The 21,553-nt window shown below is 70.6% G+C and carries 24 protein-coding genes; 7 read left to right on the top strand and 17 right to left on the bottom strand.

The annotated features are described in order from the left end of the window. Positions 1-53 precede the first annotated feature (53 nt). The 3 genes from J3R08_RS25770 to J3R08_RS25780 all read left to right on the top strand — a co-directional run bounded on the left by J3R08_RS25770 (position 54) and on the right by J3R08_RS25780 (position 2,640). Complete coding sequence (locus J3R08_RS25770; protein ID WP_043328681.1) at positions 54-902, top strand: ABC transporter ATP-binding protein; 849 nt, start codon at positions 54-56, stop codon at positions 900-902. Beyond that, on the top strand, positions 899-1,744 hold the full coding sequence (locus J3R08_RS25775; protein WP_043328679.1) for an ABC transporter permease: 846 nt from the start codon (positions 899-901) through the stop codon (positions 1,742-1,744). The genes J3R08_RS25770 and J3R08_RS25775 overlap by 4 nt, the downstream gene beginning before the upstream one ends. An 86-nt stretch (positions 1,745-1,830) precedes the next feature. Then, positions 1,831-2,640 (top strand): alpha/beta hydrolase family protein, encoded by an 810-nt coding sequence (locus J3R08_RS25780; RefSeq protein WP_209963042.1) that lies wholly within the window; start codon positions 1,831-1,833, stop codon positions 2,638-2,640. A 40-nt stretch (positions 2,641-2,680) separates the two neighbouring features. On the opposite strand, the gene J3R08_RS25785 is transcribed toward J3R08_RS25780, so the two are convergent. Both J3R08_RS25785 and murA read right to left on the bottom strand, forming a co-directional pair. Next, entirely contained in the window at positions 2,681-3,529 is an 849-nt protein-coding gene (locus tag J3R08_RS25785; protein WP_104112431.1) for a 3-hydroxyacyl-CoA dehydrogenase family protein, read from the bottom strand. Between the two features lie 69 nt (positions 3,530-3,598). Continuing rightward, on the bottom strand, positions 3,599-5,020 hold the full coding sequence (murA, locus tag J3R08_RS25790; RefSeq protein ID WP_064447829.1) for a UDP-N-acetylglucosamine 1-carboxyvinyltransferase: 1,422 nt from the start codon (positions 5,018-5,020) through the stop codon (positions 3,599-3,601). Between murA and J3R08_RS25795 the strand changes: the two genes are divergently transcribed. Next, positions 5,019-5,591 carry a cob(I)yrinic acid a,c-diamide adenosyltransferase gene (locus tag J3R08_RS25795; RefSeq protein WP_013475364.1) on the top strand — a complete coding sequence of 191 codons (573 nt, stop codon included), beginning with the start codon at positions 5,019-5,021 and terminating at the stop codon, positions 5,589-5,591. The genes murA and J3R08_RS25795 overlap by 2 nt on opposite strands. Beyond that, positions 5,567-5,983 carry a VOC family protein gene (locus J3R08_RS25800; RefSeq protein ID WP_209963044.1) on the top strand — a complete coding sequence of 139 codons (417 nt, stop codon included), beginning with the start codon at positions 5,567-5,569 and terminating at the stop codon, positions 5,981-5,983. The genes J3R08_RS25795 and J3R08_RS25800 overlap by 25 nt, the downstream gene beginning before the upstream one ends. A gap of 57 nt (positions 5,984-6,040) precedes the next feature. Here J3R08_RS25800 and J3R08_RS25805 read toward each other — a convergent pair whose 3' ends face one another. From J3R08_RS25805 to glyA, 14 genes are all read right to left on the bottom strand, one after another. Continuing rightward, complete coding sequence (locus J3R08_RS25805; RefSeq protein WP_209963046.1) at positions 6,041-6,616, bottom strand: hypothetical protein; 576 nt, start codon at positions 6,614-6,616, stop codon at positions 6,041-6,043. Positions 6,617-7,597: 981 nt separating this feature from the next. Then, positions 7,598-8,053 carry a DUF2550 domain-containing protein gene (locus J3R08_RS25810; RefSeq protein WP_043328663.1) on the bottom strand — a complete coding sequence of 152 codons (456 nt, stop codon included), beginning with the start codon at positions 8,051-8,053 and terminating at the stop codon, positions 7,598-7,600. A gap of 12 nt (positions 8,054-8,065) precedes the next feature. Continuing rightward, positions 8,066-8,344, bottom strand: a complete 279-nt coding sequence (locus J3R08_RS25815) for a F0F1 ATP synthase subunit epsilon (protein WP_043328661.1) — start codon at positions 8,342-8,344, stop codon at positions 8,066-8,068. Positions 8,345-8,453: 109 nt separating this feature from the next. After that, complete coding sequence (locus J3R08_RS25820) at positions 8,454-9,599, bottom strand: LCP family protein (RefSeq protein ID WP_064447832.1); 1,146 nt, start codon at positions 9,597-9,599, stop codon at positions 8,454-8,456. Positions 9,600-9,815: 216 nt separating this feature from the next. Next, entirely contained in the window at positions 9,816-11,261 is a 1,446-nt protein-coding gene (gene atpD, locus J3R08_RS25825) for a F0F1 ATP synthase subunit beta (RefSeq protein ID WP_043328657.1), read from the bottom strand. Next, positions 11,261-12,190, bottom strand: a complete 930-nt coding sequence (locus J3R08_RS25830) for a F0F1 ATP synthase subunit gamma (protein WP_030504728.1) — start codon at positions 12,188-12,190, stop codon at positions 11,261-11,263. The genes atpD and J3R08_RS25830 overlap by 1 nt, the downstream gene beginning before the upstream one ends. A gap of 4 nt (positions 12,191-12,194) precedes the next feature. Then, positions 12,195-13,844 (bottom strand): F0F1 ATP synthase subunit alpha, encoded by a 1,650-nt coding sequence (atpA, locus tag J3R08_RS25835; RefSeq protein ID WP_064447833.1) that lies wholly within the window; start codon positions 13,842-13,844, stop codon positions 12,195-12,197. Positions 13,845-13,916: 72 nt separating this feature from the next. Then, positions 13,917-14,738 carry a F0F1 ATP synthase subunit delta gene (locus J3R08_RS25840; protein WP_030504730.1) on the bottom strand — a complete coding sequence of 274 codons (822 nt, stop codon included), beginning with the start codon at positions 14,736-14,738 and terminating at the stop codon, positions 13,917-13,919. Beyond that, complete coding sequence (locus J3R08_RS25845; RefSeq protein ID WP_030504731.1) at positions 14,738-15,265, bottom strand: F0F1 ATP synthase subunit B; 528 nt, start codon at positions 15,263-15,265, stop codon at positions 14,738-14,740. The genes J3R08_RS25840 and J3R08_RS25845 overlap by 1 nt, the downstream gene beginning before the upstream one ends. 29 nt (positions 15,266-15,294) lie before the next feature. Further along, positions 15,295-15,519, bottom strand: coding sequence for an ATP synthase F0 subunit C (atpE, locus tag J3R08_RS25850; RefSeq protein WP_018789141.1), 225 nt, complete (start codon positions 15,517-15,519; stop codon positions 15,295-15,297). Between the two features lie 93 nt (positions 15,520-15,612). Beyond that, entirely contained in the window at positions 15,613-16,392 is a 780-nt protein-coding gene (gene atpB / locus J3R08_RS25855; protein ID WP_043328655.1) for a F0F1 ATP synthase subunit A, read from the bottom strand. 42 nt (positions 16,393-16,434) lie between these two features. Then, positions 16,435-16,656 (bottom strand): hypothetical protein, encoded by a 222-nt coding sequence (locus tag J3R08_RS25860; RefSeq protein ID WP_030504733.1) that lies wholly within the window; start codon positions 16,654-16,656, stop codon positions 16,435-16,437. Positions 16,657-16,815: 159 nt separating this feature from the next. Continuing rightward, entirely contained in the window at positions 16,816-17,253 is a 438-nt protein-coding gene (locus tag J3R08_RS25865) for a hypothetical protein (RefSeq protein ID WP_064447834.1), read from the bottom strand. After that, complete coding sequence (glyA, locus tag J3R08_RS25870; protein ID WP_209963049.1) at positions 17,250-18,536, bottom strand: serine hydroxymethyltransferase; 1,287 nt, start codon at positions 18,534-18,536, stop codon at positions 17,250-17,252. The genes J3R08_RS25865 and glyA overlap by 4 nt, the downstream gene beginning before the upstream one ends. Before the next feature lie 35 nt (positions 18,537-18,571). Between glyA and J3R08_RS25875 the strand changes: the two genes are divergently transcribed. Continuing rightward, on the top strand, positions 18,572-20,038 hold the full coding sequence (locus J3R08_RS25875; RefSeq protein WP_113974612.1) for an SDR family oxidoreductase: 1,467 nt from the start codon (positions 18,572-18,574) through the stop codon (positions 20,036-20,038). On the opposite strand, the gene J3R08_RS25880 is transcribed toward J3R08_RS25875, so the two are convergent. Next, positions 20,035-20,817, bottom strand: a complete 783-nt coding sequence (locus J3R08_RS25880) for an SDR family NAD(P)-dependent oxidoreductase (RefSeq protein WP_104115783.1) — start codon at positions 20,815-20,817, stop codon at positions 20,035-20,037. The genes J3R08_RS25875 and J3R08_RS25880 overlap by 4 nt on opposite strands. Before the next feature lie 109 nt (positions 20,818-20,926). On the opposite strand from J3R08_RS25880, the gene J3R08_RS25885 reads away from it, so the two are divergent. Then, positions 20,927-21,553 (top strand): TetR/AcrR family transcriptional regulator, encoded by a 627-nt coding sequence (locus tag J3R08_RS25885; RefSeq protein ID WP_043328643.1) that lies wholly within the window; start codon positions 20,927-20,929, stop codon positions 21,551-21,553.

Consider the following 21,553-nt stretch of genomic DNA (forward strand, 5'->3'; position numbering starts at 1 on the left):
ATATAGCTGACCCGGCAGCGGAACGGGCCACCGCACGACGCACACTTGACGGCATGGAGAACGAGCTCGCGATTTCCGTGCGAGGGCTGCGCAAGGCGTACGGCGACAACGTCGCCGTGGCCGGGGTGGACCTGGACGTCCACCGGGGCGAGGTGTTCGCCCTGCTCGGCCCGAACGGCGCCGGCAAGACCACAACGGTCGAGATCCTCGAGGGCTACCGGCAGCGCGACGCCGGCGAGGTGCGCGTCCTCGGCGCCGACCCCGCCCACCCCGACGCCGCCTGGCGCTCCCGGGTCGGCATCGTGCTCCAGGGCACCGGCGAGTTCGACGAGCTCAGCGTCATCGAGGTGGTCCGCCACTTCTCCGGCTTCTACCCGGGCGCGGACGACCCGGACAAGGTGGTCGAGCGGGTCGGGCTGGGCGCCAAGGCCAAGGCGCGTACGCACACGCTCTCCGGCGGGCAGAAGCGCCGCCTGGACGTGGCGCTGGGCATCATCGGCCGCCCCGAGCTGCTCTTCCTCGACGAGCCGACCACCGGATTCGACCCGGAGGCCCGGCGCGAGTTCTGGGAGCTGATCCGGGACCTGTCCGCCGCCGGCACCACGATCGTGCTCACCACCCACTACCTGGACGAGGCCGAGGCGCTCGCCGACCGGGTCGGCGTGATCGCCGCCGGGCGGGTGATCGAGGTCGCGCCGCCGAACCGGCTGGGCAACCGGCAGGAGTCGCTCGCGACCGTCTCCTGGCGTACCCCCGACGGGACATTGGCCTCGGCGGAGACCGCGACGCCGACGGCGCTGGTGTACGACCTGGCCGCGCGCTTCGGCGGCGAGGTGCCCGGCCTCACCGTGACCCGGCCGACCCTGGAAGACGTCTACCTGCGGATGATCGGACACTCATGACCACCACGACGAACCCCGCGGCCCCGGTCACCGCCGCCGCGGCCCGGCGGCCCGGCGCGGGCGCGCTGGCGCTGCGCCAGGGGCGGCTGGAGATCACCCAGTTCCTGCGCAGCCGGGAGTCCGTCGTGTTCACGATGGGCTTCCCGATCATCATGATTCTGATCTTCGCGGCGATCTTCAGCGACGAGATCGCGCCCGGGGTCAGCTACACGCAGTACTTCATCACCGGCATGATCGCGACCGGCCTGATGACAGTGAGCTTCCAGAACCTCGGCATCTGGATCCCGATCGAGCGGGACCGGGGCGTGCTCAAGCGCTACCGCGGTACGCCGATGCCGAAGTGGGTCTGGTTCGCCGGCAAGGTGATCATGGTGGTGGTCATCGGCATCGCCGAGACCGTGCTGCTGCTCGCCGTCTCGGTGGCGATGTTCGACCTGGACCTGCCGCAGACCACCGCCAAGTGGCTGACGTTCGCCTGGGTCTCCGTCCTCGGCGTCACCGCCTGCACGCTCTGCGGCATCGCCATCTCGTCGCTGGCCCGTACCGCCCGCAGCGGCTCGGCGGTGGTCACCCCGGTCGCGCTGGTGCTCCAGTTCATCTCCGGCGTGTTCTTCGTCTTCACCAGCCTGCCCACCTGGATGCAGCAGGTCGCGGCGATCTTCCCGCTCAAGTGGATGTGCCAGGGGCTGCGCTCGGTGTTCCTGCCGGACAGCTTCGGCGCGCGGGAGCCGGGCGGGTCGTTCGAGCTGGGCACCGTCGCGCTGGTGCTGGGCGCCTGGTGCGTCATCGGCCTGGTGCTCTGCCTGACCACGTTCCGCTGGACCACCAAGCGCGACGGCTGAGGTGTAAGGAAGGGCCCCCTTTTAACGCCTCCGGTAGAGAAAGGGCCCCTTCTTAACACGCGCCCGGCGGTGGCACACTCGCCGGCATGGCACCCACGCTGACCCGGCGTACCCTGCTCGGCGCCGCCGCCGGCGTGGCCGGCGCCGCGGTGGTCGGCAGTCTGGCCGCCCGGCAACTGGCCGGCACCCGCCCGGGACCGGCCCCGGCCCTGCCGGACGCCTCGGCCGGCGACGAACGCCTGATCCGCATCGCGTCCGGCGCGCGCGGCCGCGAGGTCGACTTCTGGACGGCGGTGCCCGACGGGTACGGCGACGGCCGCGGCCTGCCCGTCTGCCTGGTGCTGCACGGCGCGTCGGCCACCCCGCGCGACTACGGCCGGTTCGGCCTGGCCCGCTTCCTCACCGACGCAGTACGCCGGGGCGCCCCGCCGTTCGCGCTCGCGGGCGCCACCGGCGGGCGGCTGTCCTGGCGCGCCTCCGGTGACGACGACCCGCAGCGGATGGTGCGCGAGGAGGTGCCCACCTGGTGCGCCCGGCGCGGTTTCGACAGCAGCCGGCTGGCCGTGTGGGGCTGGTCGATGGGCGGCTTCGGCGCGTTGCTGCTGGCCGAGACGTACCCGAAATGGCTGCGGATGGCGGCGGCCTTCTCCCCCGCGGTGAGCCCCGGCGACGCGGTCTTCACCGGCGTGGACAAACTGCGCGGCACGCCGGTCGGGCTCTGGTGCGGGCGGCAGGACAACTTCCTCAAGGATGTCCGCGCGCTGGCCCGGGCGCTGCCCGAGGAGCCGGTACGCGCCGCCTGGGCCGACGGGCGGCACAACTTCGGCTACTGGGGCACAGTCATCCCGGACGCGTTCGCGCTGATCGGCGCCGCGCTCAGCCCGCCCCGGACGTGAACCGCCCCCGGCCGCTCGGGCCGGGGGCGGGACGGGCCGGTCAGTACGAGTAGAAGCCCTGGCCGGTCTTGCGGCCCAGGTCGCCGGCGGTGGCCATGCGCTGGAGCAGCTCCGGCGGGAAGAACTTCTCGTCCGCGGTGTCGGTGTAGATGTTGCGGGTGGCGTTGAGCAGCACGTCCACGCCGGTCAGGTCGACGGTGGCGAGCGGGCCCATGGCGTGGCCGAAGCCCAGCTTGCAGGCGGTGTCCAGGTCCTCGGCGGAGATCACGCCGGCCTCGACGAGCTTGACCGCCTCCATCGCCAACGCGCAGATCAGCCGGGTGGTGACGAAACCGGCGATGTCCCGGTTGACCACCACCACCGTCTTGCCGATCCCCTCGGCGAACGACTTGACCGTGTCCATGGTCGCGTCGCTGGTCTTGTAGCCGCGTACCAGCTCGCAGAGCTTCATCATCGGCACCGGCGAGAAGAAGTGCGTGCCGACGACCGACTCCGGGCGCTCGGTGGCGGTGGCGATCTGGGTCACCGGGATGGCCGACGTGTTGGTGGCCAGCACCGCGTCCGCCTTGCAGATCTTGTCCAGCGCGCGGAACACCTCGTGCTTGATCTCGATCTTCTCGAAGACCGCCTCGACCACGATGTCCGCGTCGGCGGCGGCCTCCAGATCGGTGGTCGGCGTGATCCGGCCCAGCGTCGCCTCGACGTCGGACGCCTCGATCTTGCCCTTCTCGGCGAACTTCGTCAGCGACTTCCGGATGCCGTCCACACCGCGCTTCGTGGCCGCGTCGTCGATGTCGCGCAGCGTCACCTGCCAGCCCGCCTGCGCCGCCACCTGGGCGATGCCCGAGCCCATCAGCCCGGCACCGACGACCGCGAGTCGACCCGCCATCTGCTTCTCCCTCGCCGTGTTCTGCAACGTCTGCCAGAACCCTACTTAACGACGGATAAGCACCGGCTGTCAGATGGCCAGGTCCGGTTCCTCCGGCGCGGTCCCGCGTTCCACCTCGACGCCGAGCGCCCGCAGGTCCGCCACGAAGTCCGGGTAGCCCCGGTCGACGTGGTGCACGTGCGAGACCTCGGTCAACCCGTCGGCGCAGAGCCCGGCGATGATCAGGCCGGCGCCGGCCCGGATGTCCGTCGCGCGTACCGGGGCGCCGGACAGCCGCTCCCGGCCGCACACCAGCGCGTGGTGGCCATCGGTACGGATCTCCGCGCCCAGCCGCATCATCTCGTTGGCGAACATGAACCGGCCGTCGAAGATGTTCTCGGTGATCAGCGAGCCGCCCTCGCTGACCGCCGCCAGCCCGATCGCCATTGGCAGCAGGTCGGTGGCGAAACCCGGGTACGGCAGCGTCACCACGTCCACCGCCTTCGGGCGGTCGTCCATGCGTACCCGGAAGGCGTCACCCCGGGTCTCGACCAGGCCGCCGGCCGCGACCAGCTTGTCCAGCGCGACCTCCAGGTACGCCGGGTCCAGGCCGGTCACCGTCACGTCGCCGCGGGTCATCGCGGCGGCGAACGCCCACGTCCCGGCCACGATCCGGTCCCCCACCGTGGCGTGCCGGACCGGCTGCAACCCGGGTACGCCGACGATGTGCAGCGTCGACGTGCCGGCCCCCTCGATCCGGGCGCCCATCCGGTTCAGCATGGTGCAGATGTCGACGATCTCCGGCTCCCGGGCCGCGTTGTCGATAGTCGTGGCGCCACGGGCCAGCACCGCCGCCATCACCAGGTTCTCGGTCGCGCCCACGCTCGGGAAGTCCAGCACGATGTCCGCGCCGTGCAGCCCGTCCGGGGCCTCGGCGATGACGAAGCCGTGCTCACCGGAGATCTCCGCGCCCATCCGGGCCAGCCCGGCGATGTGCATGTCCAGGCCGCGTGAGCCGATCGCGTCGCCGCCCGGGTGCGCCACCCGCACGTACCCCCGGCGGGCCAACAGCGGACCGAGCACGCAGATCGACGCGCGCAGCCGCCGCACCAGGTCGTAGTCGGCCTCCGCGCCCGGCCGTTCCGGCACGTCGATGAGCACCGAGCGGGACCGCTCCACACCGCCGTGGGCCACCATCGGGTCGACCGGGTCGTCCGGCCCGAAACGTACGCCACAGCCGAGCCGCCGCAGCACCTCGCCCATGATCGCGATGTCGGTGATCCGGGGCACATTGGTGATCAGGCTGCGGCCGGGCGCGAGCAGCGCCGCCGCCATCAGCTTCAGCGCGGAGTTCTTCGCACCCACCACGTGCACGGTGCCGTCGAGCCGGGCGTCACCGCGTACCCGGATGACGTCGACGTCGCTGACCGCCGGATCGCTCGCGTCCCCCGGCCCAACCGGACTCGGCCGGGCCGGGATGGTCAGGTCCGGTATCCGTAGGCTGTGCGTCATGGCCGTCCACCTCACGCGCATCTACACCAAGGCCGGCGACGCCGGCATGACCAGGCTGAGCAACAACGAGCAGGTGCCGAAGACCGATCCGCGCATCGCCGCGTACGCGGACGTGGACGAGTGCAACGCCTCGATCGGCGTCGCGCTCGCCCTGGGGCAGCTCTCGGACGAGCTGCGAGCCGTGCTGGAGTCCGTACAGAACGACATGTTCGACGTCGGCGCGGACCTGGCGACGCCGGTCGAGCCGGACCCGAAGTACCCGCCGCTGCGGGTGACCGAGGAGTACGTCGAGCGCCTCGAGGGCTGGTGCGACGAGTACAACGCGCGCCTGAGCAAGCTCGACTCCTTCATCCTCCCCGGCGGCACCGCTGGTGCGGCACTGCTGCACGTGGCACGGACGACCGCCCGGCGCGCCGAGCGTGCGGCATGGGCGCTGGTCGCACACGACCCCGATCGGACCAGTCCCCTCCCGGCAAAGTATCTCAACCGGCTCTCCGATTTGCTCTTTATCCTGTCAAGAACGGCAAATCCGGACGGCGACGTGCTATGGGTTCCGGGCGGGAAGCGCTGACCATCGGCAGCCTCCATCACGTGGAGGTGTGGGTACCCGACCTGGCGGCGGCCAGTCGTTCGTGGGGCTGGCTTCTCGGCGAGCTGGGCTGGACGCCGTACCAGGACTGGCCCGCCGGCCGCTCCTGGCGTCTCGGCGCGACGTACATCGTGCTGGAGCAGTCACCGGCGCTCACCGGCCGCACCCACGACAGGCGCGCGCCCGGCCTGAACCACCTGGCCTTCCACGCCGGCCCGCCGGCCGCCGTCGAGCGGCTGGTCACTGCCGCCGGAGAGTACGGCTGGACGCTGCTGTTCCCGGACCGGCACCCGCACGCGGGCGGCCCGGACAGCTACGCCGCCTACCTCACCGACGGGCAGGGGTACGAGGTCGAGCTGGTAGCGGAGACGTGAAAAGGCCGGCACCCCGTTGGTTCGGGGTGCCGGCCTTTCGCTGTGTCTTACCTCGTCTTAGCTGTTCCAGTGCTTGGCGACGAGGTCGGCGGCCTGCTGCTCCCACTGGGCGTAGTGGTCCGGGTAAGCACTGACCTGGACGGTCTGGGCGGCCTTGGTCAGCGGCATGTCCTGCCAGCCGTCGACCTGCTTCAGACCCTTCAGGAACGCGGTGGTGGAGTACTCGGGGTCGGTGATCTGCTCGACCGTGCCCCAACCGGAGGACGGGCGCTGCTGGAACAGGCCCTGCGAGTCGTGGTCGTTACGGTCACCGAGGTGGCCGAGGTTCTCCAGCTTCGACTCCTGCAACGCGGTCGCGATCGACACGACCGCGGCACGCTCGTCCATGCCGGCCTTCTTCGTCGCGGCAATGATGGCCTTGACGTTGGCGGTCTGCTCGTCATTGAGGTCGATGCGGGACTGGTCGCCCTGCACGCCGTGCGGGATCAGCTTGTCGGACTGCACCGTGGCCGTGACCGGCTTCGCGTGCGTGGTGGTGTCGGCCGCGTGGGCGGCGACCGGGCCGGCGAACACGCCACCGGTGAAAGCCAGACCAGCAATACCCAGAACGCTCTTACGCAGAATCGTGTTCATGATGGGGGCTCCATTCGGGGGTCGACACACCCCCCCCGGGGGGGGGACCGGGGGGGGTGTGGGCACCGTCAGGCGCTCAAGAAAGTCTCAAGGGGGATCCCGGCTGCTCGCGGGGGCTGGGGGCCTCTACGCGGCGCCGGAAGCATGTCCAACGACCGTCGACCCGGCATCATTCCCGGGCGCCTCACGCCACCGGGGGGCGGCGCGGGGTTCACGTCGTCGGAACCATACTCAACGACCGGCCGGCCAGGGTGATTCCCGGCTTGGGGATGCCGCCTCGCTCGGGGGCGAGCCGGGTTTCTCGGTCGTTCACCTGGTTACAACGCCCCGCACCCGCCAGCGATTCCGCCACGAGAGTGCCGCCCACCACCCCCGAACCGGGACTTCCACCCCACACACGCCAAACCTCACCGAGCCCAGCCCGGGCACCTCGCTCTGCGCCCCGGCGATCAAGGAGTTTGCGGCCCTTTCCGGCACCCACAAGGACACAAACCCCTTGATCACCCTCGAAGAAGCCTCCCCGGGCACCCGCCATAGCGTTGATCATGAGGTTAGCGGCGACATAACGGACACCAAGTGCCGCCAAGTTCATGATCGACGCTCTCGGAGGGGGGCTGACCCGAGGCGGCCGCCCCGCCGCAGGTCCGCGGGCCGCACGCGCGATCTTGCACTTTGAGCCCTCGCGGCACCCGATTCGCCGGATTTATGGGGCACCTAAGTGCAAGATCGCGCGGGGCATCAGGAGCTGGGGGGCGGCAACCCGTCAGGAACTCCTGGGAACTTCGGCGATCTTGGAGTTGTGGTGCCTCGCATACCTCGTCAAACGGGCATCGTGGGCGCCACAACTCCAAGATCGATGGCGAGGTGAGGGCTGTCGTGCGGGGGCAGCCGGACTGGGCGAACCGGGTGCCGGATTCAGCCGGCCAAGGTGTGCGGGGGTGCCGCCACCTCGGGGAAGTGGAGTCGATCAAGCGGCTGAGGTCAGGCGGCGGGCCAGTCCTGGGAGGCCAGACGCGGCGAGACCGCCCCGGGTGGGGCGGCCTCGAGCCAGGACAGGAATCCGGTAACCGTGGAACGCGCCATGGCGATCTCGATCGGCGCGTGGTGGCTGGTACAGCGCAGGATCACCCACTCGGCCGGCATCGACATGCGCTCCTGGCCCTCGGGCAGCCGGCGTCGCTCGACCGCCAGCCCCTCGCGGGAGAGCACCCGCTTGGGGCGCAGCGCGAAGCTGAACATGCGGTACCAGCGGAGTTCGTCGCCGACGAAGCGACCGAACCCGGGTGACCAGCCGCGACCGTCGAGGATCGTGGAGACCCGCACGCTCAGCCGGATGGTGCCACCGCTACGTGTGAACAGGGCCCGCCGGATGAAGAGGATCAGAATGGCGACGACGACTACCGCTACGCCGATTCCGAACCCTTCGACGATCTCCATCGGCGGGTCTGCTCAGCGGGCCGGGGTGGCGGGGGTCGCGCTCTCGGCGAGCACCGTGACGCCCTCGCTGGTCACCGACAGGAAGCCGCCGGGCACGTCGAAGACGACCTGCTGGCCACCGGCCTGCTTGATGCGTACCTGGCTGGGCTCCGCGAGCTGGCCGAGCAGCGGCGCGTGCCCCGGCAACACACCGAGCTCACCCTCGGTCGTCCGTGCGACGACCATTTCGGCCTCGCCGGTCCAGACCTTCTCCTCGACGGCTACGAGCTCGACGTGAAGCTGCTGTGCCACGCTGTCTCCTTGCTGCGGCGGCGGATTGCCGAAAGTCTAGTCGCGCCCCCGCGGCCCACCCAACGCGGGTGGTGAGAGCCGGACCACCACGGCCCCGCACCCGCCCAGGCTACTTGGTTTTCTGAATGAAATCGGGGTGCTCCAGCAGGAAGGCATCGAGCTGTTCGGTGCGCAGGGCGGTGAAGAAGTCCTCCGCCGGTTCGAGCAGCCGCTCACCCCGGTACGCGCTGCCGGCGCCGATCGCCCCGCCGGGCAGCTTGATCGTCTCGATCGCGTTCGGACGGATGTCCTTCAGCGCCAGCCCGAAGTCCACCACGCTGTTGCCGCGCCCGTTGAAGACGAGCGACTTGCCGGCGGCCCGCAGCACCCGGTCGAGCTTGACCGGGTTGGTCACCACGTCGGCGCTGACCGCCTGGCTCGCCATGGCCTTGACGAACTGCTGCTGGTGCCGCTGCCGGCCGTAGTCGCCGTCCGGCACGCCGTTCTTCGGGTAGCGCTGCCGGACGTAGTCCAGTGCCTGCCAGCCTTCGAGGTGGGCGTTGCCCTTCTTGTACACCGCCTGCGGTCCGAGGTAGCCGCCGCCACCGGGCCGGAGCTGGCGGGGCGTACCGTCCGGCTGGAGGTGTTCGGACCGGACCTCCCGCTCGATGTACATGTCCACGCCGCCCATGGCGTCGACGATCTTCTTGAAGCCGCTGAAGTTGATGATCGCGCCGGCGTCGAAGCGCTTGATGCCGGTGACGTCCTGCACGGTCTTGGCGAGCAGTTCGAAGCCCTGCGCGGTGCTGGGATTCTGCCCCGGTACGTTGCTGCCGTGCGACATGGCGGCGTTGAGCCGGTCGTTGCCGCCGGAGTAGTCGGCCTTGGCGAAGGCCGGGATGTCCACCCGCAGGTCGCGCGGGAGCGAGAAGAGGTAACCCCGGTCCATGCTGGCGGGCACGTGCAGCACCATGATCGAGTCGGCGAGCGGCCGGGCGGTCGACGTACGCGGGTCGACGCCGACGAGCAGGATGTTGAGCGGACCCTTGATGTCGCTCTTCTTCTCGTTGGCGCCGGCGGCCTGGTCACCGAAGAGGTCGGCCTTGCCGACCGAGCCCTCGTAGCGGGCGACGAGGGCGCGGGAGCCGAGCAGCACGGAGCCGCTGAGCACCACCATGACGATGCCCAGGATCGTGCACACGCGGGCCCACCGGGGCACGCCTCGCCACATGGACCGCTTGCCGCGGTCCGTGCCGCCCTTACCGCCCACGAGCATCTCCAATCGTCACGCCCACGGGTAGGAAGACGGGCGCGGGGGTCCGTTTGGTTGCAGAGATCAACGGCCGGGATGTGAAAGTCGTGTCAGGAACGGTACCGCGCGATTCGGCGAACTGCTTGCCGGAGATCCGGGCATCTGGTAGTGCAATGGTCGGAAACGGCGAGGGCCGCCCCGGCTTTCGCCGGGACGGCCCTCCCCTGTGTGAGCGGGCTCTCAGCCCTCCTCACCCATCAGTTCCTTGGCCTTGGCCTTGAGGTCCTCCAGGCCGCCGCACATGAAGAACGCCTGCTCCGGGAAGTGGTCGAACTCCCCCTCGCTGATCCGGCGGAAGGCGTCGATGGTCTCGGCGATCGGGACCGTCGAGCCGGGGACGCCGGTGAACTGCTCCGCCGCGTACGTGTTCTGCGAGAGGAACCGCTCGATCCGGCGGGCACGGCCGACGGTGAGCTTGTCCTCCTCGGAGAGCTCCTCGATACCGAGGATGGCGATGATGTCCTGCAGGTCCTTGTAGCGCTGCAGGATCCGCTTCACCTCGGTGGCGACGGCGAAGTGCTCCTCGCCGACGAACTCCGGGGCGAGAATCCGGGACGAGGACGCCAGCGGGTCCACGGCCGGGTAGATGCCCTTGTCGGAGATCGACCGCTCCAGGTTGGTGGTCGCGTCGAGGTGGGCGAACGTGGTGGCCGGCGCCGGGTCGGTGTAGTCGTCGGCGGGCACGTAGATCGCCTGCATCGAGGTGATGGCCTGGCCCCGGACGGAGGTGATCCGCTCCTGGAGCTCGCCCATCTCGTCGGCCAGGGTCGGCTGGTAACCCACGGCGCTCGGCATACGGCCGAGCAGCGTGGACACCTCGGAACCGGCCTGGGTGAAGCGGAAGATGTTGTCGATGAAGAGCAGCACCTCCTGCTTCTTCACGTCGCGGAAGTACTCCGCCATGGTGAGCGCGGAGAGCGCGACCCGCAGACGGGTGCCCGGCGGCTCGTCCATCTGGCCGTACACGAGCGCGGTCTTGTCGATGACGCCCGACTCGGTCATCTCGGCGATGAGGTCGTTGCCCTCGCGGGTGCGCTCACCCACGCCGGCGAAGACCGAGGTACCACCGAAGTTCCGGGCCACCCGGGTGATCATCTCCTGGATGAGCACCGTCTTGCCCACGCCGGCGCCGCCGAACAGGCCGATCTTGCCGCCCTTGACGTACGGGGCGAGCAGGTCGATGACCTTGATGCCGGTCTCCAGCATCTCGGTCTTCGGCTCCAGGTCCGCGAAGGCCGGGGCCTTGCGGTGGATGCCCCACCGGTCGTCGGCCTCGATCGTCTCGCCCTCGGTGAGGTTGAGGCACTCGCCGATCGCGTTGAACACGTGGCCCTTGACCGCGTCACCCACCGGCACGCTGATCGGCGCCCCGGTGTCACGCACGTCGGCGCCGCGGACCAGACCGTCGGTCGGCTGCATCGAGATGGCACGGACCAGGTTGTCACCCAGGTGCTGGGCGACCTCCAGGGTCAGCGTCTTCTCACCACCCGAGAGGGTCACGTCGACGTGCAGAGCGTTGAACAGCTCCGGCATGGCGTCGCGCGGGAACTCGGCGTCGACGACCGGGCCGATGACCCGGACCACGCGACCCGTGGCCGTCTTGGTCTCAACTGCGGATACAGTCATCACACTTCACTTCCCGACGCGGCCAGCGCGTTCGCGCCGCCGACGATCTCACTGATCTCCTGGGTGATCCCGGCCTGACGGGCCGAGTTCATCTCGCGCGTGTACTTCTCGATCATCTCTTCGGCGTTGTCGGTGGCGCTCTTCATCGCCCGCCGGCGGGCGGCCGACTCGCTCGCCGCCGACTCCAGCAACGCCGCGAAGATCCGCGTGTTGATGTACTTCGGCAGCAGGGCGTCGAGCAGCGACTCCGGCTCCGGCTCGAACTCGTACGCCGGCAGCGCGCCCTCGGTCCGAGGCCGGTCCTCGACCTGCATCGGGCCGATGATCCGGGTCACCGGGTTCTGCGTCATCAGGGACTTGAACTCGGTGTAGACGATGTGCAGCTCGTCCACGCCGAGGATCCCGTCGGCGCCGGCATCCCCGTCCACGTCGTCCGCGCCGGCGGTGAACGCCTTGATCAGCGTGTCACCGACCTCGCGGGCGTCGGCGAACGTCGGCTGCTCCGAGAAGCCGGTCCAGCTTCCGGCGATCTGCCGGCTGCGGAACCGGTAGTACGCCACGCCCTTGCGGCCGATGACGTAGAGCACCGGCTCCTTGCCGTCGGCGCGCAGCCGGGCGATCAGCGACTCGGCGGTCCGGATCGCGTTCGAGCTGTAGCCGCCGGCCAGACCCCGGTCGGCCGTCACCAGCAGGACGCCCGCCCGCCGCACCCGCTCGCGCGGGGTGAGCAGCGGGTGGTCGATCCGCGCGTTCGAGGCCAGCGCCGTCAGCACGCCGGTGATCGCCTCGGCGTACGGCAGCGAGGCCGCCACCTTGGCCTGGGCCTTGGCGATGCGGCTCGTCGCGACGAGCTCCATCGCCTTGGTGATCTTCTTCATCCCCTTGGCGGAACGGATCCGCTGCCGGAGAACGCGTACCTGGGCGGCCATCGGATCAGCTCTCGGCCGGGCGGTCGGCGCCGTCGCGCAGGCGGGTCACCGTCTCGCGGGACTGCTCACCCTCCAGCGGCTTGGCCGGCGCCTCGTTGATCCGGACCTCCTCCTCCTTGCCCAGGAAGAGCTGCTTGAACTCGGTGATCGCCGAGTCGAGCGAGGCGATGATGTCGTCGTCCCACTTGTGGTCCGCGATCGAGGCCAGGACGCCCTCGTGCTTGTGCCGCAGGTACTGCAGGAACTCCGACTCGAAGCGGCGGACCTCGCCGACCGGGACGTCGTCCAGCTTGCCCTCGGTGCCGGCCCAGACGGAGACGACCTGCTCCTGCACCGGGTACGGCGAGTAGTTCGGCTGCTTGAGCAGCTCGACCAGGCGGGAACCGCGGTCCAGCTGGGCGCGGGAGGCCCGGTCCAGGTCGGAGGCGAAGGCGGCGAACGCCTCCAGCTCGCGGTACTGGGCCAGGTTCAGCCGCAGCGAGCCGGCGACCTTCTTCATCGGCTTCACCTGCGCGGCGCCACCGACCCGGGAGACCGAGGTGCCGACGTTGATGGCCGGCCGGACGCCCTGGTTGAACAGGTCGGTCTCGAGGAAGATCTGGCCGTCGGTGATGGAGATGACGTTGGTCGGGATGAACGCCGAGATGTCGTTCGCCTTGGTCTCGATGATCGGCAGGCCGGTCATCGAGCCGCCGCCCAGCTCGTCGGAGAGCTTGGCGCAGCGCTCCAGCAGACGCGAGTGCAGGTAGAAGACGTCACCCGGGTAGGCCTCACGGCCCGGCGGGCGGCGCAGCAGCAGCGACACGGCCCGGTACGCCTCGGCCTGCTTGCTCAGGTCGTCGAAGACGATCAGGACGTGCTTGCCGCCGTACATCCAGTGCTGCCCGATGGACGAGCCGGTGTACGGGGCGAGGTACTTGAAGCCGGCCGGGTCGGAGGCCGGGGAGGCGACGATGGTGGTGTACTCCATCGCGCCCGCCTCCTCCAGCGTCCCCTTGATGGAGGCGATGGTGGAGGCCTTCTGGCCGATCGCGACGTAGATGCAGCGGACCTGCTTCTTCGGGTCGCCGGAGCGCCAGTTCTCGCGCTGGTTGAGGATGGTGTCCAGCGCGACGGTGGTCTTGCCGGTCTTCCGGTCACCGATGATCAGCTGACGCTGACCGCGGCCGATCGGGGTCATCGCGTCGATGGCCTTGATGCCGGTCTGCAGCGGCTCGTCGACCGACTTGCGGGACATCACGTTCGGGGCCTGGAGCTCCAGCTCGCGGTAGCCCTCGTTGGCGATGTCGCCGAGGCCGTCGATGGGCTCGCCGAGCGCGTTGACCACGCGGCCGAGGAACGCGTCACCGATCGGCACGGAGAGCACCCGGCCGGTGCGCTTGACGCGCTGGCCCTCTTCGATCCCGCCGAAGTCACCGAGGACGACGACACCGATCTCCCGGACGTCGAGGTTCAGCGCCACACCGAGCGTGCCGTCCTCGAACTCCAGGAGCTCGTTGGTCATGGTCGAGGGGAGGCCCTCGACGTGGGCGATGCCGTCGCCGGCGTCGGCGACGGTGCCGACCTCCTCGCGGGAGACGTCGGCCGTGTAGGAGGAGACGTAGCGCTCCAGGGCGCCGCGGATCTCCTCCGTCGAGATGGTCAGCTCGGCCATCCTCTGCTTCCTTAAGTATCTCAGGGCCCGGGATACCTGGTACCGACCGGTCCGGTGGCGACGAATCAGGGCTCAGCGCTTGGCGAGCGCGTTGCGGGTCTCGTTGAGGCGGCGCAGGACGGTGCCGTCGTACAGGTCGGAGCCGACCTGTACGCGCGCCCCGCCGAGCACGTCGGGGTCGACCGTCTGCTTGACGGAGACCTCCCGACCGTACATCTCCGAGAGGCGGGCACCGAGGCGTCGCTCCTCCTCCTCGGTCAGCGGAGCCGCCACGGTCACGTACGCGACCTGACGGTCCCGCCGGTCGGCGGCGAGCTCGACCAGCCGGGTGAGCGCACCGGTGAAGGAGCGTCCACCGAAACCAGCGAGCGCGGCCTCGACGAGGCTGACGGTGACCGGCTGGGCCTTGCCGGCGAGCAGCTGCCGGGCCAGTTCGGCCCGCCGCTCGACCGACGCCATCGGGTCGGAGAGCGTGTTGGACAGCTCGGCGGAACCGGAGACGACCTGCCCGAAGCGGAACAGCTCGTCCTCGACCTCGCCCAGGTCGCCGGACAGGTCGGCGCTGGCCAGCAGCGCCTCCACGCCGAGGCGCTCGACACCGTCGAGCAGCTCGGACGGGGCCGACCAGCGGCCGGACACCATCGACGCGAGCAGGTCGAGCGCTTCCGCGCCGACCCGGCCGCGCAGCATGTCGCCGAGCAGGCCGGAGCGGTCGGCGCCGGCCCGGGCCGGGTCGGAGAGCGCCCGGCGCAGCCGCGGCTCACGCCGCAGCAGGGCGGCGACGGAGAGGATGTCGTCGGCGGTGGCAGCCACCGCCGACGGCTCCGCGCCGCGGACGTACGCGTCGAGGCGCTCGGCCCCGGCCCGGTACGACTCCCGGCTGGCGGCCTGCATCAGCGGGCCCCCGTGCTCTCGAGACCGCTCAGGAACCGGTCGACGGTGCCCTTGCGACGCGCCTCGTCGGCGAGCGACTCACCGACGATCTTGCTGGCCAGGTCCACCGCGATGGTGCCCACCTCGGTACGCAGCTCGCGCACGATGGTGGCCCGCTCGGCGGCGAGCTGCTCCTTGCCGGCGGCGATGATCCGGTCGGACTCCTCACGCGCCTTGGCGAGGATGTCCTGGCGGATCCCGTCGGCGTCGGCCCGTGCGTCGTCGCGGATCTTGGCGGCGTCGGTACGCGCCTCCGCGAGCTGGGCCCGGTACTGCTCGAGCAGCTTGTTCGCCTCGGCCTGGGCCGCCTCGGCGCGCTTGATGCCACCCTCGATCGCGTCGACCCGCGCCTGGTACATCGCCTCCATGCGGGGCATGACGAACTTCAGCAGGACGAAGACGAGCAGGGCGAAGGAGATCGTTCCGACGACCATCTCCTGCCAGATCGGCAAGATCGGATTGTGCGCGCCTTCGGCGGCGAGATACATGTCAGACCTCCGGATCGGGAGAGCTCGCGTCAGCTAACGGCGAAGGCGAGCACCAGGCCGAACAGCGCCAGCGCCTCGACCAGGGCGAAGCCCAGCACCAGCCAGGTGCGGTTGTAGCCGGCCGACTCGGGCTGGCGGGCGCTCGACTGGATGTAGGCCGCGAAGACCAGGGCCACACCGATACCGGGGCCGATGGCGGCGAGGCCGTAGCCGATGGTGTTGACGTTGCCACCGATCTCGGCAAGAACGTTCATTGCGGGTATTCCTCCTAGTTCACACGTGAGGGCTCACGTGTACGCGGTCGGTACCAGATGCTTGGCCGGGCCGGGTGCCCGCCGAGCCGGATCTCAGTGCTCGTCGGCCAGCGACGTGCCGATGTAGTTGGCGCTCAGCGTGACGAAGACGTATGCCTGCAGCACCGCCACCAGCGCCTCGAAGAAGGCCATCACGATCGCCATCGCGAAGGAGAAGACCGAGGTCGCCTGCACGAAGACGCTGCTCGACCCGAGCATCACGAAGCCGCCGACGGTGAAGACCAGCAGGAGCAGGTGGCCGGCGAACATGTTGGCGAAGAGTCGCAGTGCCAGGGTGACCGGCCGGACGACGAAGTTCTGCAGGAACTCGATCGGAATCAGCAGGAAGTGCATCGGCCACGGCACGCCGGGCAGGATGAGGCTCTGCTTGAGGTACTTGCCGAGGCCGTGCTTGCGGACGCCGACGTAGTTGTACATGACGTACGAGATGGCGGCGAGCACGATCGGGAACGCGATGTGCGAGTTCGGCGAGATCTGCAGGCCGGGCACGATGCTGAAGATGTTTGTCAGCAGGATGAAGCTGAACAGCACGGTGAGGTAGGGCGCGAAGCGGATGCCCGCGTTGCCCATCTGCTCACGGGCGATGTTGTCCCGGACCAGCCCGTAGACGGCCTCGGCGGCCCACTGGCCCTTGCCCGGCACCAGCTTCGGCTTCCGGTACGCGGCCACGAAGAAGATGATCAGCAGCGCGACGGCGATCCAGATCATGATGCTGAACTTGGTGACCCAGGGGCCGGCCACGTCCGGCGGGTAGAAATCCCCGACGCTGGGGGGCCAGGGAAGGTCCTGGGCGACGACCAGCTGTCCGCTCACCGTGTCATCCTCCGCACTCAACAGACCCGCGTGTGCCGGAACTCAGGCACTGAGCCTCTTCATGATCAGGTAGATCGCCCCGGCCGCGCCGAGCATCATGCCGACGGCGACCCCGATGCCGGCTGGCAGACCGAGGAACCGTTCCGCCAACCAGCCGAGGCCACCCCACACCAGAATGCCGGCGAGCAGGTAACCCACGACGGCGCCTGCCACACCCTCCGACGAGTGCTCGTCGGACTTGTGGGAGTGGGGGTCATCGGCCATGACGTGGCGAACAATATCAGCAGGGGCGCGCGGGGATGTGCGGCACCCCCCACACTGCGGACAGCGTGCGGGCCGTACTGCGGGCGCGTCAACCTGGCGCCACGTTACTCCTGTCGCGCCCGTCAGGGCACCCGCCGTACCGGACACGATTCAGCAAAGTCACTCGCTGTCGTCGCGACGCTCGAATGTGGGCAGCGGTGATCTCATCGCCCAGGTCAGGTGGGCACCGGTCCACGCCACCACGGCCGCGATGATCGCCACGCCCATGTCCGGCAGGCCGGGCCAGCCGGTGGCCGCCACGGCGGCCATCACCACGCCCAGGATCACGATCTTGGTGGCGTAGGTGACCAGCCCGACCGACATGATCATCCGAGGGTGGATGGCGTCCGCCCAGGCCACCGAGAGGCTGGAGATCAGGTAGCTGACGATCACCAGCGCCACCCCGGCCGCGAAGCCGGCCGCCCCGGTCGGGCCGCGCAGCAGCGCCGCCGCCGGCACCCCCACCACCGCGAGGGCCGCGCACGCCAGCAACGGTAGCCGCAGGTGGTTCAGCCGGGACCGGATCGCGCCGGGCTCACCCGCCCGTGGCGCCGTCATCGGGGGTACGCCGGGAAGGCGGCGACCAGCTCGGCGACCTCGCGGGCCAACTCGGCCAGCGTGTCCGCGCCTCCGGGGGCGCCGGGATCGGTGCGTACCGCGCGCGCGATCAGCCCGGCGATCCGGCCCATCTCCCCCTCGCGCATGCCCTGGGTGGTGACGCTCGGCGTACCCACCCGGATGCCGGAGGCGACCATCGGCGGCTGCGGGTCGTACGGGATCGCGTTCTTGTTCAGCGTGATGCCGGCGGCGTCGCAGCGGGCCTCGGCCTCGGCGCCGGTCACGCCCGTCTCGCGCAGGTCGAGCAGCGCCAGGTGGGTGTCGGTGCCGCCGGAGACCGGCCGCAGGCCGTCGGCGGCCAGGCCGTCGGCGAGCGCCCGCGCGTTCGTCACCACCTGGGCGGCGTACGTGCGGAACTCCGGCTGCGCGGCCTCGCGCAGCGCGACCGCCTTGGCCGCCACCGCGTGCATCAGCGGGCCGCCCTGGGTGAACGGGAAGACCGCCTTGTCGATCCGCGCGGCCAGCGGCTCCCGGCAGAGGATCATGCCGCCGCGCGGACCGCGCAGCACCTTGTGCGTGGTCGCGGTGACCACGTCGGCGTGCGGCACCGGGGACGGGATCGCGCCGCCGGCCACCAGGCCGACGAAGTGGGCGGCGTCCACCATCAGGTACGCGCCGACCTCGTCGGCGATCTCGCGGAAGCGGGCGAAGTCGATGAGCCGGGGGTACGCGGTCGCGCCACAGATGATCAGCTTCGGCCGGTGCGCCCGGGCCAGGTCGCGTACCTCGTCGTAGTCGATCGTCTCGGTGTCCGGCCGGACGGTGTAGCCGACCGGGTGGAACCACTTGCCGGAGAAGTTCACCCGGCTGCCGTGGGTCAGGTGCCCGCCGTGCGGCAGGTCCATGGCCAGCACCGTGTCACCGGGCTGCACCAGGGCGGCGTACGCGGCCAGGTTGGCGCTCGCCCCGGAGTGCGGCTGGAGGTTGGCGTGCTCGGCGCCGAACAGGTCCTTCGCCCGGGCGATGCCCAGCTCCTCGGCCCGGTCCACCTCGGCGCAGCCGCCGTAGTAGCGCCGGCCCGGGTAGCCCTCGGCGTACTTGTTGGTGAGCGTGGAACCGAGCGCGGCCAGCACCGCGGGCGAGGTGAGGTTCTCGCTGGCGATCAGTTGCAGACCGCCGCGCAGCCGGTCCAGCTCCCCCAGCACCACCTCGGCGATCTCCGGATCGACGGTACTGAGCTGCTGGAAGTCCGGCCCCCAGAAGGTGTCCCTCGCGTTCTCCACAGCGAAGGAGTCTACGGAGCCGCAGACTGGAGGCCGTGAGATGCCTCGTCACCGGCGCGACCGGCTACATCGGCGGGCGCCTGGCGCCCCGGCTGCTGGCCGAGGGACACACCGTACGCTGCCTGGCCCGCACGGCCGGGCGGCTGCGGGACGTGCCCTGGGCGGCCGACGCGGAGATCGTCGAGGGCGACCTGCGCCGCCCGGAGACGCTGCCGTCCGCGTTCGAGGGCGTGGAGGTCGCGTACTACCTGGTCCACTCGCTCGGCCAGCGCGGCTTCGAGGCGGCCGACCGGGAGGCGGCGACCAACTTCGCCGAGGCGGCGCGCGCCGCCGGCGTACGCCGGATCGTGTACCTCGGCGGGCCGGAGCCGGCGGAGCGTGACGGCCTGCCCTCGGCGCACCTGCGCTCCCGAGCGGAGGTCGCGCGGATCCTGCTGGACAGCGGCGTGCCGACGGCGGTGCTGCGCGCCGCGGTGATCATCGGATCCGGCTCGGCCTCGTTCGAGATGCTGCGGTACCTGACCGAGCGGCTGCCGGCGATGGTCACCCCGCGCTGGGTGCGCAACCGGATCCAGCCGATCGCGGTCCGGGACGTGCTGCGCTACCTGGTCGGCTGCGCGCACCTGCCGGCCGAGGTGAACCGGGCCTTCGACATCGGCGGCCCGGACGTGCTGACCTTCAGCGACATGATGCAGCGCTACGCCCGGGTGGCCGGGCTGCGCCCCCGGGTCATCCTGCCGGTGCGCCCGCTCACCCCGTCGCTGTCCTCGCACTGGGTCGGCCTGATCACGCCGGTGCCGAACGCGATCGCCCGGCCGCTGGTGGAGAGCCTGGTGCACGAGGCGGTGGCGCACGAGCACGACATCGCCGAGTACGTGCCGGACCCGCCCGAGGGGCTGACCGGCTTCGACCAGGCGGTGGCGCTGGCGCTGTCCAAGGTGCGCGACGCGCAGGTGGAGACGCGCTGGTCGAACGCGAGCGGGCCGGACGCGCCGGCCGAGCCGCTGCCGTCGGACCCGCGCTGGTCCGGCGGCACCGCGTACACCGACATGCGGGAGCGGGCGGTGGACGCGCCACCGGAGGCGCTGTGGCGGGTCATCGAGGGCGTCGGCGGCGAGCACGGCTGGTACTCGTTCCCGCTGGCCTGGTCGGTCCGCGGCTGGATGGACCGGCTGGTCGGCGGCGTCGGGCTGCGCCGGGGGCGGCGCGACCCGCATCGCCTCCAGGTCGGTGAGGCGCTGGACTTCTGGCGGGTCGAGGAGATCGTCCCGGGCGAGCTGCTGCGGCTGCGCGCCGAGATGCGGCTGCCCGGCCGGGCGTGGCTGGAGATGCGCGCCGAACCGGACGGTAACGGCGGCAGCAGGTACGTGCAGCGTGCCGTGTTCCTCCCGCGCGGCCTGCCCGGCCACCTCTACTGGGCCTCGGTGGCGCCGTTCCACGCCGTCGTCTTCGGCGGCATGGCCCGCAACATCGCCAAGGGCGCCGAACACCCGGCCGGTTAGGCGGGAGAGTCGCCCCGCAGTGCGGGGCCGAGGAGCAGTCCCCCGTCGATGACGTACTCGGCGCCGGTGATGAAGGCCGCGTCCGGCGACGTGAGGAACAACAGCAGCGCGGTGATGTCGGCGGGCTGCCCGAGTCGCGGGACGGCGAACGGCTCCGGCGAGTAGAAGTCGGCGATCGGGGCGTCGCTGCCGGCCGCCGGCTCGGTGATGAACGGGGTCTCGATCACGCCGGGGTGGATCGCGTTGACGCGGATGTTGTCGCGGCCCAGCTCCAGGGCGGCGGTCCGGGTGAGCCCACGCACCGCCCACTTACCGGCGACGTAGGGCGCGTAGAGGGCGGTACCACCCATGCCCATGGTGGAGCCGATGTTGACGATCGCTCCTCCCCCCGCGCGACGCAGCGCCGGGGCGGCCGCCTTGATGCCGAGGAACGTGCCGGTGAGGTTGACGTCGAGGATACGAGCCCAGGTGGCCCGGTCGGTGGACTCGATGAGGGCCGGCGGGTTCTGCACCCCGGCGTTGTTGACCAGGATCGTGAGCGCGCCGAATGCCTTCTCGGTCTCCGCGACGGCGGCGACCCACGACTCCTCCCGGGAGACGTCCAGGCGGACGAACCGCGCCCGGTGTCCCAGCTCGGCGGCGAGGCCGGCGCCCCGCTCGGCGTCGATGGCGCCGATGACGACGTTGGCGCCCTCGGCGTGCAGGGCGCGAACGTGGCTGGCCCCCTGCCCACCGGTGCCGCCGGTGACGAGAACTGTCTGATTGGCGAAGCGGGACATCGGATCCTCCGGTGACGCGAGACGGATGGCGAGTCGGGCGACTCACCATGCCGACGCTACGCCCTGGGCGAATGGTGAGTCAACCCACTCGCCTCGCTATGATGGCCGCATGACCCCAGCGCCGTCGGCCTATCACCAGCGTGTGGCGGAGGAGAAGCGCGCGCTGATCGTGCAGGCCGCCACCGAGCTCTTCCTGGAGTTGGGCTACGACCGGGCCTCACTGGCGCGTGTGGCCGCCAGTGCCGGCGTGTCGAAGGCGACGCTGTTCAAGCAGTTTCCGACGAAGGCGGCTCTGTTCGACGCCATCGTCATCGACTCCTGGGCCCGCAACGAGGTCGCCGACGTGCCACCTGCCGGTGACCTGACGGCCGGCTTGACGGTCCTCGGACGGCACTACGCGACGCTGTTGAGCCGGCCGGAGATGACCGACCTGTTCCGCATCGTGATCGCCGAGCTGCCACGCTTTCCCGAGCTGGCCAGAGCACATTTCGCGCAGGGCAAGCTGCCGTACTTCGAGTCCGTCCGGATCTACCTCTCGGCCGAGCACGACGCGGGAGCCGCGGACGTCGCCGACCCGGAGATGGCCGCCACGCACTTCCTCGGGATGATCTCCAATTACCTGCTCTGGCCGCGCCTGGTCCTCCCGGACTGGACGGTCACCCCGGACCGCACGACAGCGGTCGTCGACGAAGCCGTCCGAACCATGGTCGCGCGATACGGCAGGCCGGCGAGCTGA

Origin of the sequence: Micromonospora sp. HB375, assembly GCF_017872985.1 — a bacterium.
GTDB lineage: Bacteria > Actinomycetota > Actinomycetes > Mycobacteriales > Micromonosporaceae > Micromonospora > Micromonospora chalcea.

Coding starts and splice junctions, on each gene's coding strand:
- J3R08_RS25770 (WP_043328681.1), top strand. CDS start 54: ATGGAGAACGAGCTCGCGATTTCCGTGCGAGGGCTGCGCAAGGCGTAC.
- J3R08_RS25775 (WP_043328679.1), top strand. CDS start 899: ATGACCACCACGACGAACCCCGCGGCCCCGGTCACCGCCGCCGCGGCC.
- J3R08_RS25780 (WP_209963042.1), top strand. CDS start 1,831: ATGGCACCCACGCTGACCCGGCGTACCCTGCTCGGCGCCGCCGCCGGC.
- J3R08_RS25785 (WP_104112431.1), bottom strand. CDS start 3,529: ATGGCGGGTCGACTCGCGGTCGTCGGTGCCGGGCTGATGGGCTCGGGC.
- J3R08_RS25795 (WP_013475364.1), top strand. CDS start 5,019: ATGGCCGTCCACCTCACGCGCATCTACACCAAGGCCGGCGACGCCGGC.
- murA (WP_064447829.1), bottom strand. CDS start 5,020: ATGACGCACAGCCTACGGATACCGGACCTGACCATCCCGGCCCGGCCG.
- J3R08_RS25800 (WP_209963044.1), top strand. CDS start 5,567: ATGGGTTCCGGGCGGGAAGCGCTGACCATCGGCAGCCTCCATCACGTG.
- J3R08_RS25805 (WP_209963046.1), bottom strand. CDS start 6,616: ATGAACACGATTCTGCGTAAGAGCGTTCTGGGTATTGCTGGTCTGGCT.
- J3R08_RS25810 (WP_043328663.1), bottom strand. CDS start 8,053: ATGGAGATCGTCGAAGGGTTCGGAATCGGCGTAGCGGTAGTCGTCGTC.
- J3R08_RS25820 (WP_064447832.1), bottom strand. CDS start 9,599: ATGCTCGTGGGCGGTAAGGGCGGCACGGACCGCGGCAAGCGGTCCATG.
- atpD (WP_043328657.1), bottom strand. CDS start 11,261: ATGACTGTATCCGCAGTTGAGACCAAGACGGCCACGGGTCGCGTGGTC.
- J3R08_RS25830 (WP_030504728.1), bottom strand. CDS start 12,190: ATGGCCGCCCAGGTACGCGTTCTCCGGCAGCGGATCCGTTCCGCCAAG.
- atpA (WP_064447833.1), bottom strand. CDS start 13,844: ATGGCCGAGCTGACCATCTCGACGGAGGAGATCCGCGGCGCCCTGGAG.
- J3R08_RS25840 (WP_030504730.1), bottom strand. CDS start 14,738: ATGCAGGCCGCCAGCCGGGAGTCGTACCGGGCCGGGGCCGAGCGCCTC.
- J3R08_RS25845 (WP_030504731.1), bottom strand. CDS start 15,265: ATGTATCTCGCCGCCGAAGGCGCGCACAATCCGATCTTGCCGATCTGG.
- atpE (WP_018789141.1), bottom strand. CDS start 15,519: ATGAACGTTCTTGCCGAGATCGGTGGCAACGTCAACACCATCGGCTAC.
- J3R08_RS25860 (WP_030504733.1), bottom strand. CDS start 16,656: ATGGCCGATGACCCCCACTCCCACAAGTCCGACGAGCACTCGTCGGAG.
- J3R08_RS25865 (WP_064447834.1), bottom strand. CDS start 17,253: ATGACGGCGCCACGGGCGGGTGAGCCCGGCGCGATCCGGTCCCGGCTG.
- J3R08_RS25880 (WP_104115783.1), bottom strand. CDS start 20,817: ATGTCCCGCTTCGCCAATCAGACAGTTCTCGTCACCGGCGGCACCGGT.
- J3R08_RS25885 (WP_043328643.1), top strand. CDS start 20,927: ATGACCCCAGCGCCGTCGGCCTATCACCAGCGTGTGGCGGAGGAGAAG.